We start from the raw sequence: 17,770 nt of genomic DNA, 5'->3' as shown, positions 1-17,770 counted from the left end.
CACAATTATTCTACCAAAAATTCAATTAAAAGTCAATTTTCTATTTATGATAGGGCGAGCCCTGCTGAATCGTAAAAGCGCGATAGATTTGTTCAGCAAGGACTAGTCTCATTAACTGATGGGGCAAAGTTAGACGGCCAAAACTGACAGAAAGATTGGCTCTCTTTTTTACATCCTGTGCTAATCCCAGACTCCCTCCAATAATAAATGTAAGAGTAGAAAATCCTTTTATAGAAGCTTCTTCTAATTGTTTACTAAATTCTTCTGAGGAGAAAGTTTTCCCCTCAATAGCTAACGCAATAACAAAATCACGGTCACCAACTTTTGATAAAATTCTCTGACCTTCTATTTCTAAAATCTTTTGATTTTCTGACTCACTAGCCCTATCTGGTGTTTTTTCATCTGCTAGCTCAATCATTTCAAGCTTAGCAAATCGAGAAATTCGTTTTGAATACTCTGCGATACCATCTTTTAAATACTTTTCTTTCAGTTTCCCAACTGTTACAACTTTAATTTTCATGACTCTATTCTAACATATTCTTTATTTTTTCACATCTTATTCACAAAATAAAAGGTTAATTTTAACCGAGAAAACCACAGATTTTTGAAAGTTATCCACAATCTGTGAAAAACTTTTGTGTTTAAGTTATAATTAAGCTAGTCAGTTTATACTTTCAGTAATTTCAAACATATGGAGGCAAATATGAAACATTTAAAAACATTTTACAAAAAAGGGTTTCAATTATTAGTCGTTATCGTCATTAGCTTTATTAGTGGAGCCTTGGGTAGTTTTTCAATAGCTCAACTAACTCAAAAAAGTGGTGTAAGTACCTCTAACAACAATAGTACTATTACACAGACTGCCTATAAGAACGAAAATTCAACAACACAGGCTGTTAACAAAGTAAAAGATGCTGTTGTATCTGTTATTACTTATTCAGCAAACAGACAAAATAGCGTATTTGGCAATGATGATACTGACACAGATTCTCAGCAAATCTCTAGTGAAGGATCTGGGGTTATTTATAAAAAGAATGATAAAGAAGCTTATATTGTCACCAATAATCACGTTATCAATGGCGCCAGCAAAGTAGATATTCGTTTGTCAGATGGAACTAAAGTACCTGGAGAAATTGTCGGAGCTGATACTTTCTCTGATATTGCTGTCGTCAAAATCTCTTCAGAAAAAGTGACAACAGTAGCTGAGTTTGGTGATTCTAGCAAGTTAACCGTAGGAGAAACTGCTATTGCCATTGGTAGCCCGTTAGGTTCTGAATACGCTAATACTGTCACTCAAGGTATCGTATCTAGTCTCAATCGAAATGTATCTTTAAAATCTGAAGATGGACAAGCCATTTCTACAAAAGCCATCCAAACGGATACTGCTATTAATCCAGGCAACTCTGGTGGCCCACTAATCAATATTCAAGGACAGGTTATCGGAATTACCTCAAGTAAAATTGCCACAAATGGAGGAACCTCTGTAGAAGGCCTTGGTTTTGCAATCCCTGCAAATGATGCTATCAATATTATTGAACAGTTGGAAAAGAACGGAAAAGTGACTCGTCCAGCTTTGGGCATCCAAATGGTCAATCTCTCAAATATTAATACAAGTGATATTAGAAGACTGAATATTCCAAGCAATGTAACATCTGGTGTAGTTGTTCGTTCTGTGCAAAGTAATATGCCTGCCAATGGTCACCTTGAAAAGTACGATGTCATTACCAAAGTAGATGACAAAGACATTGCTTCATCAACAGACTTACAAAGTGCTCTTTACAATCATTCTATCGGAGACACCATTAAAATAACTTACTATCGTAACGGTAAAGAAGAAACTACATCTATTAAACTTGACAAGAGTTCAGGTGATTTAGAATCTTAATTGACATCTATGTAAAGAAAGCTTTACATAAGAGAAAAGATGTGTTAGTGTAGAATCATGGAAAAATTTGAAATGATTTCTATCACGGATATACAAAAAAATCCTTATCAACCTCGAAAAGAATTTGATAGAGAAAAACTAGATGAACTAGCACAGTCTATTAAAGAAAATGGGGTCATTCAACCGATTATTGTTCGTCAATCTCCTGTTATTGGTTATGAAATCCTTGCAGGAGAGAGACGCTATCGGGCTTCACTTTTAGCTGGTCTAACGTCTATCCCAGCTGTTGTTAAACAGCTTTCAGATCAAGAGATGATGGTCCAGTCCATCATTGAAAATTTGCAAAGAGAAAATTTAAATCCAATAGAAGAAGCACGCGCCTATGAATCTCTTGTAGAGAAAGGATTTACCCATGCTGAAATTGCAGATAAAATGGGTAAGTCTCGTCCTTATATCAGCAACTCCATTCGCTTGCTGTCCTTGCCAGAACAGATCCTTTCAGAAGTAGAAAGTGGTAAACTATCACAAGCCCATGCGCGTTCTCTCGTTGGGTTGAATAAGGAACAACAAGACTATTTCTTTCAACGAATTATAGAAGAAGACATTTCTGTAAGAAAATTAGAAGCTCTTCTGACAGAGAAAAAACAAAAGAAACTTCAAAAAACGAATCATTTCATACAGAATGAAGAAGAACAGTTAAAAAAACTACTCGGATTAGATGTAGAGATTAAACTGTCTAAAAAAGATAGTGGAAAAATTATTATTTCTTTTTCAAATCAAGAAGAATACAGTAGAATTATCAACAGCCTGAAATAAGGCTGTTCTTTTATTTTTTTATCTCACAAAGTTATCCACTATTTTTTTTTAACAAAAAGCTTAATAAATCAAAAGTTTCTGCTTTTATCCCCAACCTGTGGATAAAACTTGGTAACATTGTGGATTATTTTTCACAGCTTGTGGAAAATTCTTGTTCTCTATGGTAAAATAGGTCTAGTATTAAACTTTTAAATAGTAAAGGAGGAGAAATGATTGAAAGAAAAACAATTTTGGAATCGTATATTAGAATTTGCTCAAGAAAGACTGACTCGATCCATGTATGATTTCTATGCTATTCAAGCTGAACTCATCAAGGTAGAGGAAAATGTTGCCACTATATTTTTACCACGATCTGAAATGGAAATGGTCTGGGAAAAACAACTAAAAGATATTATTGTAGTTGCCGGATTTGAAATTTATGATGCTGAGATAACTCCCCACTATATTTTCACTAAACCTCAAGATACGGCTATCTCACAAGTTGAAGAAGCTACAAATTCAACTCTTTATGACTATAGTCCAAAGTTAGCATCTATTCCTTATTCGGATACGGGGTTAAAAGAAAAGTATACCTTTGATAATTTTATCCAAGGGGATGGAAATGTTTGGGCTGTATCAGCCGCTTTAGCTGTCTCTGAAGATTTGGCTCTGACCTATAACCCTCTTTTTATCTATGGAGGACCTGGGCTTGGTAAGACTCACCTGTTAAACGCTATTGGAAATGAAATTCTAAAAAATATTCCAAATGCGCGTGTCAAATACATACCTGCTGAAAGCTTTATTAATGACTTTCTTGATCACTTAAGGCTTGGGGAAATGGAAAAATTTAAAAAAACCTATCGTAGTCTTGATCTTTTGTTAATCGATGATATCCAGTCACTCAGCGGAAAAAAAGTCGCAACTCAGGAAGAATTTTTCAATACCTTTAACGCCCTTCATGACAAGCAAAAACAGATTGTCCTAACCAGTGATCGAAGTCCAAAACATCTAGAAGGGCTCGAGGAGAGGCTTGTCACGCGCTTTAGTTGGGGATTGACACAAACTATCACACCCCCTGACTTTGAAACACGTATTGCCATTTTACAAAGTAAAACGGAACATTTAGGCTACAATTTCCAAAGTGATACTCTAGAATACCTAGCTGGGCAATTTGATTCAAATGTTCGAGATCTTGAGGGAGCTATCAACGACATCACTTTAATTGCCAGAGTAAAAAAAATCAAGGATATCACTATTGATATTGCTGCAGAAGCTATTAGAGCTCGCAAACAAGATGTTAGCCAAATGCTCGTCATCCCAATTGACAAAATCCAAAATGAAGTTGGTAACTTTTATGGTGTTAGCGTCAAAGAAATGAAGGGAAGCAGACGCCTTCAAAATATTGTGTTAGCCCGTCAAGTAGCCATGTATTTATCTAGAGAACTAACAGATAATAGTCTTCCAAAAATTGGGAAGGAATTTGGAGGAAAAGATCATACAACAGTCATTCATGCCCATGCAAAAATTAAATCTTTGATTGATGAAGACGATAATTTACGTTTAGAAATTGAATCAATCAAAAAGAAAATAAAATAACTTGTGGATAACTTTCGCTTTTTTATCTTTTTTATCCACATTTTTTAAACAAGCCAAAAAACTTGATATGACTTGTTTAAAGTCTGTTTTCCACAGATTTCACAGACTCTATTATTACTATTATCCTTCTAATACTAAAAATAAATAAAGGAGAATCCATGATTCATTTTTCAATTAATAAAAATTTATTTCTACAAGCCTTAAATACAACTAAGAGAGCTATTAGTTCTAAAAATGCCATTCCTATTTTATCAACTGTCAAAATTGACGTGACCAATGAAGGTGTTACTTTAATTGGTTCAAATGGTCAAATTTCAATTGAAAATTTTATTTCTCAAAAAAATGAAGATGCTGGTCTATTTATTACTTCTTTAGGTTCGATCCTTCTTGAAGCTTCTTTCTTTATCAATGTGGTATCTAGTCTACCTGATGTAACTCTTGATTTTAAAGAAATTGAACAAAATCAAATTGTTTTAACCAGCGGCAAATCAGAAATTACCTTAAAAGGAAAAGATAGTGAACAGTATCCACGAATCCAAGAAATTTCAGCAAGCACTCCTTTGGTTCTTGAAACAAAATTGCTCAAGAAAATTATCAATGAAACAGCTTTTGCTGCAAGTACACAAGAAAGTCGTCCAATTTTAACAGGTGTTCATTTTGTATTGAGTCAGCATAAGGAGCTAAAAACAGTGGCAACAGACTCTCATCGTCTAAGCCAGAAAAAATTAATGCTTGAGAAAAATAGTGATGATTTTGATGTCGTAATTCCTAGCCGTTCTCTACGCGAATTTTCAGCGGTATTTACAGATGATATTGAAACTGTAGAGATTTTCTTTGCTAACAATCAAATCCTCTTTAGAAGCGAAAATATTAGCTTCTACACACGTTTGTTAGAAGGAAACTATCCTGACACAGATCGTTTGATTCCAACAGACTTTAACACTACTATTACTTTTGATGTGGTAAACTTACGTCAGTCAATGGAGCGTGCTCGCCTTTTATCAAGTGCGACTCAAAATGGTACTGTGAAGCTTGAAATTAAAGGTGGTATTGTTAGCGCCCATGTTCATTCTCCAGAAGTTGGTAAAGTAAACGAAGAAATCGATACTGATCAGGTGACTGGTGAAGATTTGACTATTAGTTTCAACCCAACTTACTTGATTGATTCTCTTAAAGCTTTAAATAGCGAAAAGGTGACCATTAGCTTTATCTCAGCTGTTCGTCCATTTACTCTTGTGCCAGCAGACACTGATGAGGACTTCATGCAGCTCATTACACCAGTTCGTACAAATTAAGTGAAAGAGGTTGAGCCTAGCTCGCCTCTTTTATGATATAATCGAAAAAGAAAAGGAGAGTAGTATGTATCAAGTTGGAAATTTTGTTGAAATGAAAAAACCACATGCTTGCACCATCAAGTCAACAGGTAAAAAGGCCAATCGTTGGGAAATTACACGTGTAGGAGCAGATATCAAAATTAAATGTAGCAATTGTGACCATGTTGTCATGATGGGGCGCTATGATTTTGATCGAAAAATGAATAAAATTATTGACTGAGACCCCTTAGTTAGAGGGTTAGCAAGTTTTCCCTTTTTGTGTTATAATATTAGGGATTGAAATGAAAACGGAGAATGAGAAAATATGGCTTTAACAGCAGGTATCGTTGGTTTGCCAAACGTTGGTAAATCAACACTATTTAATGCAATTACAAAAGCAGGAGCAGAGGCAGCTAACTACCCATTTGCGACTATTGACCCAAACGTTGGAATGGTGGAAGTTCCAGATGAACGTCTACAAAAATTGACTGAAATGATTACTCCTAAAAAGACAGTTCCAACAACATTTGAATTTACAGATATTGCAGGGATTGTAAAAGGAGCTTCAAAAGGAGAAGGACTAGGGAATAAATTCTTGGCCAATATCCGTGAAGTAGATGCGATTGTTCATGTAGTTCGTGCTTTTGATGATGAAAATGTTATGCGTGAGCAAGGACGTGAAGACGCCTTTGTAGATCCACTTGCAGATATTGATACAATTAATCTGGAATTGATTCTTGCTGACTTAGAATCAGTGAACAAACGATATGCGCGTGTAGAAAAGATGGCACGTACGCAAAAAGATAAAGAATCAGTAGCTGAGTTTAATGTTCTTCAAAAGATTAAACCAGTCCTCGAAGATGGAAAATCAGCTCGAACTATTGAATTTACAGATGAGGAACAAAAGGTTGTCAAAGGTCTCTTCCTGTTAACGACTAAACCAGTGCTCTATGTTGCTAATGTGGACGAGGATGTGGTTTCAGAACCTGACTCTATTGACTATGTTAAACAAATTCGTGAATTTGCAGCGACAGAAAATGCTGAAGTAGTTGTTATTTCTGCGCGTGCTGAGGAAGAAATCTCTGAGTTAGACGAAGAAGACAAGCAAGAGTTTCTTGAAGCACTTGGATTGACAGAATCAGGCGTTGACAAGTTGACTCGTGCAGCTTACCACTTACTTGGACTGGGAACTTACTTCACAGCTGGTGAAAAAGAAGTTCGTGCTTGGACTTTCAAACGTGGTATGAAGGCTCCTCAAGCAGCTGGGATTATTCACTCAGACTTTGAAAAAGGATTTATTCGTGCAGTAACCATGTCATATGAGGATCTAGTGAAATACGGATCTGAAAAAGCCGTAAAAGAAGCTGGGCGCTTGCGTGAAGAAGGAAAAGAATATATCGTTCAAGATGGCGATATCATGGAATTCCGCTTTAATGTCTAAAAAATTTAATGAATAGTGTCACTTAGGTTGGAAAAAAATTCCAACCCTTTTGGCTTTTGAAAGGAAAAATAAATGACTAAATTACTTGTAGGCTTGGGAAATCCAGGGGATAAATATTTTGAGACCAAACACAATGTTGGTTTTATGTTGATTGATCAACTAGCGAAGAAACAGAATGTCACTTTTACACACGATAAGATATTTCAAGCTGACCTAGCATCCTTTTTCCTAAATGGAGAAAAAATTTATCTTGTCAAACCAACGACCTTTATGAATGAAAGTGGAAAAGCAGTTCATGCTTTATTGACTTATTATGGTTTGGATATTGAAGATTTACTCATCATTTACGATGATCTTGACATGGAAGTTGGAAAGATTCGTTTAAGAACAAAAGGCTCAGCGGGTGGTCATAATGGTATCAAGTCTATTATTCAACATATAGGGACTCAGACCTTTAATCGTGTTAAGATTGGAATCGGAAGACCTAAAAATGGAATGTCAGTTGTTAACCATGTTTTGAGTAAGTTTGACAAGGATGATTATATTGGTATTTTACAGTCTATTGACAAGGTTGACGATTCTGTAAACTACTATTTACAAGAGAAAAACTTTGAAAAAACGATGCAGAGGTATAACGGATAAATGGTGACCTTATTAGATTTATTCTCAGAAAATGATCAGATCCAAAAATGGCATCAAAATTTAACAGATAAAAAAAGACAATTAATTTTAGGTTTGTCAACTTCTACAAAAGCTTTAGCAATTGCAAGCAGTTTAGAAAAAGAAGATAAGATTGTTTTACTGACGTCAACTTATGGAGAAGCAGAAGGACTTGTTAGTGATCTTATCTCTATCTTGGGTGAGGAACTGGTCTATCCATTTTTGGTAGATGACTCCCCTATGGTCGAGTTTTTGATGTCTTCACAAGAAAAAATCATTTCACGGGTTGAAGCCTTGCGTTTTTTGACTGATTCATCTAAGAAAGGGATTTTAGTTTGTAATATTGCAACAAGTCGATTGTTTTTACCTTCTCCGACTGGATTTAAAGAAAGCATTATAAAAATTGCAGTTGGTGAAGAATATGACCAACACGCACTTATCCATCAGTTAAAAGAGATAGGCTATCGAAAAGTTACACAAGTACAAACTCAGGGCGAATTTAGTCTGCGAGGAGATATTTTAGATATTTTTGAAATATCCCAGTTAGAACCTTGCCGAATTGAGTTTTTTGGTGATGAAGTCGATGGTATTAGGTTATTTGAAGTCGAAACACAATTATCGAAAGAAAATCAGACAGAACTCACTATCTTTCCAGCTAGCGACATAATTTTGAGAGAAAAGGATTATCAACGAGGTCGGTCAGCTTTAGAAAAACAAATTTCAAAAACGTTATCACCGATTTTGAAATCCTATCTAGAAGAAATTCTTTCAAGTTTTCACCAAAAACAAATTCATTCTGATTCCCGGAAATTTTTATCTTTGTGTTATGACAAGACATGGACTATTTTTGATTATATTGAAAAAGACATACCAATATTCTTTGATGATTATCAAAAATTGATGAATCAGTATGAAGTCTTTGAAAGAGAATTAGCGCAGTACTTTACAGAAGAATTACAGAACAGTAAAGCATTTTCTGAGATGCAGTATTTTGCTGATACAGAGCAAATCTATAAAAAACAAAGTCCGGTGACCTTTTTCTCTAATCTTCAAAAGGGGCTAGGAAATCTCAAGTTTGACCAAATTTATCAATTTAATCAATATCCTATGCAGGAGTTTTTCAATCAATTTTCTTTTCTAAAAGAAGAAATTGAACGATACAAAAAAATGAATTATACTATTATCCTGCAGTCTAGCAATTCAATGGGAAGTAAAACATTGGAGGATGTTTTAGAGGAATACCAGATTAAATTGGATTCCAGAGATAAGTCAAGCATATGTAAAGAATCTGTAAACTTAATCGAGGGCAATCTCAGACATGGTTTTCATTTTGTAGATGAAAAAATTCTGGTGATAACTGAACATGAGATTTTTCAAAAGAAATTGAAACGTCGTTTTCGAAGACAACATGTTTCAAACGCAGAGAGATTAAAAGATTACAATGAACTTGAAAAAGGAGATTATGTTGTTCACCATATCCATGGAATTGGTCAATATCTAGGGATTGAAACAATTGAAATCAAAGGGATTCACCGTGATTATGTCAGTGTTCAATACCAAAACGGGGATCTAATCTCTATCCCAGTGGAACAGATTCATCTACTTTCCAAATACGTTTCAAGTGACGGTAAAGCACCTAAACTAAATAAATTAAATGATGGTCATTTCAAAAAAGCAAAGCAAAAAGTTAAGAACCAGGTAGAGGATATAGCTGACGATTTAATTAAACTTTATTCTGAACGCAGCCAGTTGAAGGGGTTTGCTTTCTCAGCTGATGATGAGGATCAAGATGCTTTTGATGATGCCTTCCCTTATGTTGAAACGGATGATCAACTGCGTAGTATTGAGGAAATCAAGAGGGATATGCAGGATTCTCATCCCATGGATCGACTTTTAGTTGGAGATGTTGGTTTTGGAAAGACTGAAGTTGCTATGCGTGCAGCCTTTAAGGCAGTCAATGATCACAAACAGGTTGTCGTTCTAGTTCCGACGACGGTTTTAGCGCAACAGCACTATACCAATTTTAAGGAACGATTCCAAAATTTTGCAGTTAATATTGATGTGTTGAGTCGCTTTAGAAGTAAAAAAGAGCAGACTGAAACACTTGAAAAATTGAAAAACGGTCAAGTTGATATTTTAATTGGAACACATCGTGTTTTGTCAAAAGATGTTGTGTTTGCTGATTTAGGCTTGATGATTATTGATGAGGAACAGCGATTTGGTGTCAAGCATAAGGAAACCTTGAAAGAACTGAAGAAACAAGTGGATGTCCTAACTTTGACCGCTACTCCAATCCCTCGTACCCTCCATATGTCTATGCTGGGAATCAGAGATTTGTCTGTTATTGAAACTCCGCCGACTAATCGTTATCCAGTGCAAACCTATGTTTTGGAAAAGAATGAAAGTGTCATTCGTGATGCTGTTTTGCGTGAAATGGAGCGTGGAGGTCAAGTTTACTACCTTTACAATAAAGTTGACACGATTGACCAGAAGATTTCAGAATTACAGGAGTTGATTCCAGAGGCTTCGATTGGTTATGTTCATGGTCGCATGAGTGAAATCCAGTTGGAAAATACTCTATTAGACTTTATTGAGGGACAATACGATATTTTGGTGACGACTACCATTATTGAAACAGGGGTGGATATTCCAAATGCCAATACCTTGTTTATTGAAAATGCAGATCATATGGGCTTGTCAACCTTGTATCAGTTAAGAGGAAGAGTCGGTCGTAGTAATCGTATTGCTTATGCTTATCTCATGTATCGTCCAGAAAAATCAATCAGTGAAGTCTCCGAGAAGAGATTAGAAGCGATTAAAGGATTTACAGAATTGGGATCTGGATTTAAGATTGCTATGCGAGATCTTTCGATTCGTGGAGCAGGGAATCTCCTAGGAAAATCCCAGTCTGGTTTCATTGATTCTGTTGGTTTTGAATTGTATTCGCAGTTATTAGAGGAAGCTATTGTCAAACGAAACGGTAATGCTAACGCTAACACTAACACAAGAACCAAAGGGAATGCTGAGTTGATTTTGCAAATTGATGCCTATCTTCCTGATACTTATATTTCTGATCAACGACATAAGATTGAAATTTACAAGAAAATTCGTCAAATTGACGACCGTGTCAATTATGAAGAGTTACAAGAGGAGTTGATAGACCGTTTTGGAGAATACCCAGATGTAGTAGCCTATCTTTTAGAGATTGGTTTAGTCAAGTCATATTTGGACAAGGTCTTTGTTCAACGTGTGGAAAGAAAAGATAATAAAATTACAGTTCAATTTGAAAAAGTCACTCAACGACTGTTTTTAGCTCAAGATTATTTTAAAGCTTTATCCGCAACGAATTTAAAAGCAGGCATCGCTGAGAATAAGGGATTAATGGAGCTTGTATTTGATGTCCAAAATAAGAAAGATTATGAAATTTTAGAAGGTCTGCTGATTTTTGGAGAAAATTTATTAGAGATAAAAGAGTCTAAGAAAGAAAATTCCATTTGATATTTTTCTTCTATAAAATAGATAAAAATGGTACAATAATAAGTTGAGGTAATAAGGATGAGATTAGACAAATATTTAAAAGTATCGCGAATTATCAAGCGTCGCACAGTCGCAAAAGAAGTAGCAGATAAAGGCAGAATCAAGGTGAATGGAATCTTGGCCAAAAGTTCAACGGATTTGAAAGTTAATGACCAAGTTGAAATTCGCTTTGGCAATAAGTTGCTACTTGTCAAAGTACTAGAGATGAAAGATAGTACAAAAAAAGAAGATGCAGCAGGCATGTATGAAATTATCAGTGAAACACGGGTAGAAGAAAATGTCTAAAAATATTGTACAATTGAATAATTCTTTTATTCAAAATGAATATCAACGTCGTCGCTATCTGATGAAAGAACGACAAAAACGGAATCGTTTTATGGGGTGGGTATTGATTTTGATTATGCTATTATTTATCTTGCCAACTTTTAATTTAGCGCAGAGTTATCAGCAATTACTCCAAAGACGTCAGCAATTATCAGACTTGCAAACTCAGTATCAAACTTTGAGTGATGAAAAGGATAAGGAGACAGCATTTGCTACCAAGTTGAAAGATGAGGATTATGCTGCCAAATATACACGAGCGAAGTACTATTATTCTAAGTCGAGGGAAATAGTTTATACGATTCCTGACTTGCTTCAAAGGTGATAAAATGGAAAATTTACTAGACGTAATTGAGAAATTTTTGAGTTTATCAGATGAAAAGCTGGAAGAGTTGGCTGATAAAAATCAATTATTGCGTTTACAAGAAGAAAAGGAAAGGAAGAATGCGTAAATTCTTAATTATTTTGTTGCTACCAAGTTTTTTGACCATTTCAAAAGTCGTTAGCACAGAAAAAGAAGTCGTCTATACTTCGAAAGAAATTTATTACCTTTCACAATCTGACTTTGGTATTTATTTTAGAGAAAAGCTAAGTTTTCCCATGGTTTATGGAGAGGTTCCTGTTTATGCGAATGAAGATTTAGTAGTGGAATCTGGAAAATTGACTCCCAAAACAAGTTTCCAAATAACCGAGTGGCGCTTAAATAAACAAGGAATTCCGGTATTTAAGCTATCAAATCATCAATTTATAGCTGCGGACAAACGATTTTTATATGATCAATCAGAGGTAACTCCAACAATAAAAAAAGTATGGTTAGAATCTGATTTTAAGCTGTACAATAGTCCTTATGACTTAAAAGAAGTGAAATCATCCTTATCAGCTTATTCGCAAGTATCGATTGACAAGACCATGTTTGTAGAAGGAAGAGAATTTCTACATATTGATCAGGTTGGATGGGTAGCTAAAGAATCAACTTCTGAAGAAGACAATCGGATGAGTAAGGTCCAAGAAATGTTATCGGAAAAATATCAGAAGGATTCATTCTCTATTTATGTTAAGCAACTGACTACTGGAAAAGAAGCTGGTATCAATCAAGATGAAAAGATGTATGCAGCTAGTGTTTTGAAACTCCCTTATCTCTATTATGCGCAAGAAAAAATAAATGAGGGTCTTTATCAGTTAGATACGACTGTAAAATACGTATCTGAAGTCAATGATTTTCCAGGTTCTTATAAACCAGAGGGAAGTGGTAGTCTTCCTAAAAAAGAGGATAATAAAGAGTATTCTCTCAAGGACTTAATCACAAAAGTATCTAAAGAATCTGATAATGTAGCTCATAATATATTGGGTTATTACATTTCAAACCAATCTGATGCCACATTCAAATCCAAGATGTCTGCCATTATGGGAGATGATTGGGATCCAAAAGAAAAATTGATTTCTTCCAAGATGGCCGGGAAGGTCATGGAAGCTATTTATAATCAAAATGGATTTGTGCTAGAGTCTTTGACTAAAACAGATTTTGATAATCAGCGAATTGCCAAAGGTGTTTCTGTGAAGGTAGCTCATAAAATTGGGGATGCGGACGAATTTAAGCATGATACGGGTGTTGTCTACGCAGATTCTCCATTTATTCTTTCTATTTTCACTAAGAATTCTGATTATGATACAATTTCTCAGATATCCAAGGATGTTTATGAGGTTCTAAAATGAGGGAACAAGATTTTTTAAATCATTTTCTCAAGAAGGGATATTTCAAAAAGCATACTAAGGTGGTGCTAGCTCTTTCTGGTGGGTTAGATTCTATGTTTCTATTTAAGGTATTATCTACTTATCAAAAAGAGTTAGAAATTGAATTGATTCTAGCCCATGTGAATCATAAGCAGAGAGTAGAATCAGATTGGGAAGAAAAGGAATTAAGGAAGTTGGCTGCTGAAGCAGAGCTTCCTATTTATATCAGCAATTTTTTAGGTGAATTTTCAGAAGCTCGTGCTCGACATTTTCGTTATGATTTTTTTCAAGAGGTCATGAAAAAGACAGGTGCGACAGCCTTAGTCACTGCCCACCATGCGGATGATCAGGTGGAAACGATTTTAATGCGTTTGATTCGAGGTACTCGTTTGCGCTATATATCAGGAATTAAGGAGAAGCAAGTAGTCGGAGAGATAGAAATCATTCGGCCCTTCTTGCATTTTCAGAAAAAAGACTTTCCACCAATTTTTCACTTTGAAGATACATCAAATAAGGAAAATCATTATTTTCGCAATCGTATTCGAAATTCTTATTTACCAGAATTAGAAAAAGAAAATCCTCGATTTAGAGATGCAATCTTAAGTATCGGCAATGAAATTTTAGATTATGATTTGGCAATAGCTGAATTATCAAAGAATATTGATGTAGAAAATTTAGAGCAGCTATTGTCTTACTCTGAGTCTACACAAAGAGTTTTACTTCAAACTTATCTGAATCGTTTTCCAGATTTGAATCTTACAAAAGCGCAGTTTGCTGAAGTTCGGCAAATTTTAAAATCTAAAAGCCAGTATCGTCATTTACTTAAAAATGGCTATGAATTGATAAAAGAGTACCAATGGTTTAAGATTTGTAAAATCAGTCCTCAGTCTGATGAAAAGGAAGATGAACTTGTGTTACACTATCAAAATCAGGTATCTTACCAAGGTTATTTATTTTCCTTTGGACTTCCTTTAGAAGGTGAATCAATTCAACAAATACCTGTTTCACGCGAAACATCCATACACATTCGTCATCGAAAAACAGGAGATGTTTTGATTCAAAATGGGCATAGAAAAAAACTTAGACGTCTATTTATTGATTTGAAAATCCCTATGGAAAAGCGAAAATCTGCACTGATTATTGAGCAATTTGGTGAAATTATTTCAATTTTGGGAATTGCGACCAGTAATTTGAGTAAAAACACGAAAAATGATATAATGAACACTGTACTTTATATAGAAAAAATAGATAGGTAAAAAAATGTTAGAAAACGATATTAAAAAAATCCTCGTTTCACACGATGAAATTACAGAAGCTGCTAAAAAATTAGGTGCTCAACTCACTAAAGACTATGCAGGAAAAAATCCAATTTTAGTTGGGATTTTAAAAGGATCTATTCCTTTTATGGCTGAATTGGTCAAACATATCGATACACATATTGAAATGGACTTCATGATGGTTTCTAGCTACCATGGTGGAACAGCAAGTAGTGGTGTTATCAATATTAAACAAGATGTGACTCAAGATATCAAAGGAAGACATGTTCTATTTGTAGAAGATATCATTGATACAGGTCAAACTTTGAAGAATTTGCGAGATATGTTTATTGCAAGAGAAGCAGCTTCTGTTAACATTGCAACCTTGTTGGATAAACCAGAAGGACGTGTTGTAGAAATTGAGGCAGACTATACCTGCTTTACTATCCCAAATGAGTTTGTAGTAGGTTATGGTTTAGACTACAAAGAAAATTATCGTAACCTTCCTTATGTTGGAGTATTGAAAGAAGAAGTGTATTCAAATTAGAAAGAACAATTTTTAATGAAAAAACAAAATAATGGTTTAATTAAAAATCCTTTTCTATGGTTATTACTTATTTTTCTCCTAGTTACAGGTTATCAGTATTTTAGTACAGGTAGTGTTGCAGGGAAAAGTGAGCAAATTAATTATACAGAATTGGTAAAAGAAATTACCGATGACAACGTAAAAGAATTAACCTACCAACCAAATGGAAGTGTTATCGAGGTTTCGGGTGTCTATAAAAATCCTAAAACAAGTAAAGAAGAAACAGGTATCCAGTTCTTTTCTCCTTCTGCTACAACAGTAGAGAAATTTTCAAGTATTATTCTTCCTTCAGATACTACAGTATCAGAATTGCAAAAACTTGCTTCTGACCATAAGGCAGAAGTAACTGTTAAGCATGAAAGTTCAAGTGGTATGTGGATTAATATTCTTGTATCAATTGTGCCATTCGGTATTCTATTCTTCTTCCTGTTCTCTATGATGGGAAATATGGGAGGAAATAATAGCCGTAACCCAATGAGTTTTGGACGTAGTAAGGCAAAAGCCACAAATAAAGAAGATATTAAAGTAAGATTTTCAGATGTTGCTGGAGCTGAGGAAGAAAAACAAGAACTAGTTGAAGTTGTTGAATTTTTAAAAGATCCAAAACGATTTACAAAACTTGGAGCCCGTATTCCAGCAGGTGTTCTTTTGGAGGGACCTCCAGGAACAGGTAAAACTTTGCTTGCTAAGGCAGTAGCCGGAGAAGCAGGTGTTCCATTCTTTAGTATCTCAGGTTCTGACTTTGTAGAAATGTTTGTCGGAGTTGGAGCTAGTCGTGTTCGTTCTCTTTTTGAAGATGCAAAAAAAGCAGCACCAGCTATTATCTTTATCGATGAAATTGATGCTGTTGGACGTCAACGTGGAGTCGGTCTCGGCGGAGGTAATGATGAACGTGAACAAACCTTGAACCAACTTTTGATTGAGATGGATGGTTTTGAGGGAAATGAAGGGATTATCGTCATCGCTGCGACAAACCGTTCAGATGTACTTGATCCTGCCCTTTTGCGTCCAGGACGTTTTGATAGAAAAGTATTGGTTGGCCGTCCTGATGTTAAAGGTCGTGAAGCAATCTTGAAAGTTCACGCTAAGAACAAGCCTTTAGCAGAAGATGTTGATTTGAAATTAGTGGCTCAACAAACTCCAGGTTTTGTTGGTGCTGATCTAGAGAATGTCTTGAATGAAGCAGCTTTAGTTGCTGCTCGTCGCAATAAATCGGTAATTGATGCCTCAGATATTGATGAAGCAGAAGATAGAGTGATTGCTGGTCCTTCTAAGAAAGATAAGACTGTTTCACAAAAAGAACGTGAATTGGTTGCCTATCATGAGGCAGGACATACCATTGTTGGTCTAGTCTTATCGAATGCCCGCGTTGTCCATAAGGTTACAATTGTACCAAGAGGTCGTGCAGGTGGTTACATGATTGCACTTCCTAAGGAAGATCAAATGCTTCTATCTAAAGAAGATATGAAAGAGCAATTGGCTGGCTTAATGGGTGGACGTGTAGCTGAAGAAATTATCTTTAATGTCCAAACTACAGGAGCTTCAAACGACTTTGAACAAGCGACACAAATGGCGCGTGCAATGGTTACAGAGTACGGTATGAGTGAAAAACTTGGTCCGGTACAATATGAGGGTAATCATGCCATGTTTGGTGCACAAAGCACTCAAAAATCAATTTCAGAACAAACAGCTTATGAAATTGACGAAGAGGTTCGTTCATTATTGAATGAAGCACGAAATAAAGCTGCTGAAATTATTCAGTCAAATCGTGAAACTCACAAGTTGATTGCAGAAGCATTATTGAAATACGAAACATTGGATAGTACACAAATTAAATCTCTTTATGAAGCAGGAAAGATGCCTGAAACAGTAGAAGAGGAATCTCATGCACTATCCTATGATGAAGTAAAGTCAAAAATGAATGACGAGAAATAACCCAAAGAGAGGCAAGACCTCTCTTTTTTGTGCAGTTGAGGAACTAAAGGGTGCAGAATGGATGAAATGTGCCAAAAGTGTTTTTGAATTTGTTAGACTGTACACAGAAAGGGGAAGATTATGCTTAAAGAATTGTATGAAGAAGTGCAGGGAATTGTATATAAGTGTAGAAATGAATATTACCTTCATTTGTGGGAGCTATCAGATTGGGATCAAGAGGGAATGATATGTCTACATGAATTGATTAGTAAAGAAGAAGGATTAGTTGAAGATATTCCACGCTTACGTAAATATTTCAAAACCAAGTTTCGAAATCGGGTTCTAGACTATATCCGTAAACAAGAAAGTCAAAAACGAAGATATGATAAAGAGCTTTATGAAGAAGTGGGTGAGATTAGTCATCGTATAAGTGAGGGCGGTCTATGGTTAGACGATTATTATCTCTTTCATGAGACACTAAGAGATTATAGAAACAAACAAACTAAAGAGCAACGAGAAGAGTTAGAACGCGTCTTAAGAAATGAACGTTTCCGAGGGCGTCAAAGAGTGTTAAGAGACTTACGTATTGTGTTTAAAGAGTTTGACATCCGTGCTCATTAGGAATTCATGCAAAAAAGTAAAAAAAGTTAAAAAAAGTGTTGACAAAAAATAAAAAGTCGGTATAATAGTAAGAGTTGAAAATAACAACTCTGGTCCGTTGGTCAAGGGGTTAAG

The 17,770-nt window shown here is 35.3% G+C and carries 17 protein-coding genes; 16 read left to right on the top strand and 1 reads right to left on the bottom strand.

What is annotated here, in order from left to right; genetic code table 11:
- Positions 1 to 40: 40 nt before the first annotated feature.
- Complete coding sequence (rlmH, locus tag N8M20_RS06615) at positions 41 to 520, bottom strand: 23S rRNA (pseudouridine(1915)-N(3))-methyltransferase RlmH (RefSeq protein ID WP_261079500.1); 480 nt, start codon at positions 518 to 520, stop codon at positions 41 to 43.
- A gap of 183 nt (positions 521 to 703) precedes the next feature.
- Between rlmH and htrA the strand changes: the two genes are divergently transcribed.
- The 16 genes from htrA (at position 704) to N8M20_RS06535 (ending at position 17,656) form a co-directional block, all read left to right on the top strand.
- Positions 704 to 1,885: a serine protease HtrA gene (gene htrA / locus N8M20_RS06610; protein ID WP_261079499.1), complete on the top strand. Its 1,182-nt coding sequence runs from the start codon at positions 704 to 706 to the stop codon at positions 1,883 to 1,885.
- A 57-nt stretch (positions 1,886 to 1,942) separates the two neighbouring features.
- Positions 1,943 to 2,701, top strand: coding sequence for a ParB/RepB/Spo0J family partition protein (locus N8M20_RS06605; RefSeq protein ID WP_261079498.1), 759 nt, complete (start codon positions 1,943 to 1,945; stop codon positions 2,699 to 2,701).
- A 213-nt stretch (positions 2,702 to 2,914) separates the two neighbouring features.
- Positions 2,915 to 4,276, top strand: a complete 1,362-nt coding sequence (gene dnaA, locus N8M20_RS06600; RefSeq protein ID WP_023944973.1) for a chromosomal replication initiator protein DnaA — start codon at positions 2,915 to 2,917, stop codon at positions 4,274 to 4,276.
- Between the two features lie 158 nt (positions 4,277 to 4,434).
- Positions 4,435 to 5,571, top strand: a complete 1,137-nt coding sequence (gene dnaN, locus N8M20_RS06595) for a DNA polymerase III subunit beta (protein ID WP_261079497.1) — start codon at positions 4,435 to 4,437, stop codon at positions 5,569 to 5,571.
- Positions 5,572 to 5,635: 64 nt separating this feature from the next.
- Positions 5,636 to 5,830, top strand: a complete 195-nt coding sequence (locus N8M20_RS06590) for a DUF951 domain-containing protein (protein ID WP_000285186.1) — start codon at positions 5,636 to 5,638, stop codon at positions 5,828 to 5,830.
- Between the two features lie 84 nt (positions 5,831 to 5,914).
- On the top strand, positions 5,915 to 7,030 hold the full coding sequence (gene ychF / locus N8M20_RS06585; RefSeq protein ID WP_001218713.1) for a redox-regulated ATPase YchF: 1,116 nt from the start codon (positions 5,915 to 5,917) through the stop codon (positions 7,028 to 7,030).
- A 72-nt stretch (positions 7,031 to 7,102) separates the two neighbouring features.
- Positions 7,103 to 7,672 (top strand): aminoacyl-tRNA hydrolase, encoded by a 570-nt coding sequence (gene pth / locus N8M20_RS06580; protein WP_261079496.1) that lies wholly within the window; start codon positions 7,103 to 7,105, stop codon positions 7,670 to 7,672.
- Positions 7,673 to 11,188 carry a transcription-repair coupling factor gene (mfd, locus tag N8M20_RS06575; RefSeq protein WP_261079495.1) on the top strand — a complete coding sequence of 1,172 codons (3,516 nt, stop codon included), beginning with the start codon at positions 7,673 to 7,675 and terminating at the stop codon, positions 11,186 to 11,188.
- 57 nt (positions 11,189 to 11,245) lie between these two features.
- A complete protein-coding gene (locus N8M20_RS06570; protein WP_001234978.1) occupies positions 11,246 to 11,512 on the top strand; it encodes an RNA-binding S4 domain-containing protein in 267 nt (88 codons plus the stop codon).
- Positions 11,505 to 11,873, top strand: coding sequence for a septum formation initiator family protein (locus tag N8M20_RS06565; protein ID WP_060806045.1), 369 nt, complete (start codon positions 11,505 to 11,507; stop codon positions 11,871 to 11,873). The genes N8M20_RS06570 and N8M20_RS06565 overlap by 8 nt, the downstream gene beginning before the upstream one ends.
- A 4-nt stretch (positions 11,874 to 11,877) precedes the next feature.
- A complete protein-coding gene (locus N8M20_RS06560) occupies positions 11,878 to 12,000 on the top strand; it encodes an SP_0009 family protein (RefSeq protein WP_049524858.1) in 123 nt (40 codons plus the stop codon).
- Positions 11,993 to 13,261, top strand: coding sequence for a serine hydrolase (locus N8M20_RS06555; RefSeq protein ID WP_001224745.1), 1,269 nt, complete (start codon positions 11,993 to 11,995; stop codon positions 13,259 to 13,261). The genes N8M20_RS06560 and N8M20_RS06555 overlap by 8 nt, the downstream gene beginning before the upstream one ends.
- A complete protein-coding gene (tilS, locus tag N8M20_RS06550; protein WP_261079494.1) occupies positions 13,258 to 14,535 on the top strand; it encodes a tRNA lysidine(34) synthetase TilS in 1,278 nt (425 codons plus the stop codon). The genes N8M20_RS06555 and tilS overlap by 4 nt, the downstream gene beginning before the upstream one ends.
- A gap of 4 nt (positions 14,536 to 14,539) precedes the next feature.
- Entirely contained in the window at positions 14,540 to 15,082 is a 543-nt protein-coding gene (hpt, locus tag N8M20_RS06545) for a hypoxanthine phosphoribosyltransferase (protein WP_000892176.1), read from the top strand.
- A 15-nt stretch (positions 15,083 to 15,097) separates the two neighbouring features.
- Positions 15,098 to 17,056 carry an ATP-dependent zinc metalloprotease FtsH gene (gene ftsH / locus N8M20_RS06540; RefSeq protein ID WP_261079493.1) on the top strand — a complete coding sequence of 653 codons (1,959 nt, stop codon included), beginning with the start codon at positions 15,098 to 15,100 and terminating at the stop codon, positions 17,054 to 17,056.
- A gap of 120 nt (positions 17,057 to 17,176) precedes the next feature.
- On the top strand, positions 17,177 to 17,656 hold the full coding sequence (locus N8M20_RS06535) for a sigma-70 RNA polymerase sigma factor region 4 domain-containing protein (RefSeq protein ID WP_261079492.1): 480 nt from the start codon (positions 17,177 to 17,179) through the stop codon (positions 17,654 to 17,656).
- The last annotated feature ends 114 nt before the right edge of the window (positions 17,657 to 17,770 follow it).

The sequence above is a fragment of the Streptococcus mitis genome, from assembly GCF_946190275.1.
GTDB classification, from domain to species: Bacteria; Bacillota; Bacilli; order Lactobacillales; family Streptococcaceae; genus Streptococcus; species Streptococcus mitis_DC.
Note: the sequence above shows the minus strand (reverse complement) of the source record. Positions and strands in the feature narration are given on the sequence as shown.

What these genes read in the sequence shown, in the direction of transcription:
- N8M20_RS06605 (WP_261079498.1), top strand. Translation starts at nt 1,943, where the DNA reads ATGGAAAAATTTGAAATGATTTCTATCACGGATATACAAAAAAATCCT.
- dnaN (WP_261079497.1), top strand. Translation starts at nt 4,435, where the DNA reads ATGATTCATTTTTCAATTAATAAAAATTTATTTCTACAAGCCTTAAAT.
- tilS (WP_261079494.1), top strand. Translation starts at nt 13,258, where the DNA reads ATGAGGGAACAAGATTTTTTAAATCATTTTCTCAAGAAGGGATATTTC.
- rlmH (WP_261079500.1), bottom strand. Translation starts at nt 520, where the DNA reads ATGAAAATTAAAGTTGTAACAGTTGGGAAACTGAAAGAAAAGTATTTA.
- ychF (WP_001218713.1), top strand. Translation starts at nt 5,915, where the DNA reads ATGGCTTTAACAGCAGGTATCGTTGGTTTGCCAAACGTTGGTAAATCA.
- N8M20_RS06560 (WP_049524858.1), top strand. Translation starts at nt 11,878, where the DNA reads ATGGAAAATTTACTAGACGTAATTGAGAAATTTTTGAGTTTATCAGAT.
- htrA (WP_261079499.1), top strand. Translation starts at nt 704, where the DNA reads ATGAAACATTTAAAAACATTTTACAAAAAAGGGTTTCAATTATTAGTC.
- N8M20_RS06535 (WP_261079492.1), top strand. Translation starts at nt 17,177, where the DNA reads ATGCTTAAAGAATTGTATGAAGAAGTGCAGGGAATTGTATATAAGTGT.
- mfd (WP_261079495.1), top strand. Translation starts at nt 7,673, where the DNA reads ATGGTGACCTTATTAGATTTATTCTCAGAAAATGATCAGATCCAAAAA.
- ftsH (WP_261079493.1), top strand. Translation starts at nt 15,098, where the DNA reads ATGAAAAAACAAAATAATGGTTTAATTAAAAATCCTTTTCTATGGTTA.
- N8M20_RS06565 (WP_060806045.1), top strand. Translation starts at nt 11,505, where the DNA reads ATGTCTAAAAATATTGTACAATTGAATAATTCTTTTATTCAAAATGAA.
- N8M20_RS06570 (WP_001234978.1), top strand. Translation starts at nt 11,246, where the DNA reads ATGAGATTAGACAAATATTTAAAAGTATCGCGAATTATCAAGCGTCGC.
- pth (WP_261079496.1), top strand. Translation starts at nt 7,103, where the DNA reads ATGACTAAATTACTTGTAGGCTTGGGAAATCCAGGGGATAAATATTTT.
- N8M20_RS06555 (WP_001224745.1), top strand. Translation starts at nt 11,993, where the DNA reads ATGCGTAAATTCTTAATTATTTTGTTGCTACCAAGTTTTTTGACCATT.
- N8M20_RS06590 (WP_000285186.1), top strand. Translation starts at nt 5,636, where the DNA reads ATGTATCAAGTTGGAAATTTTGTTGAAATGAAAAAACCACATGCTTGC.
- hpt (WP_000892176.1), top strand. Translation starts at nt 14,540, where the DNA reads ATGTTAGAAAACGATATTAAAAAAATCCTCGTTTCACACGATGAAATT.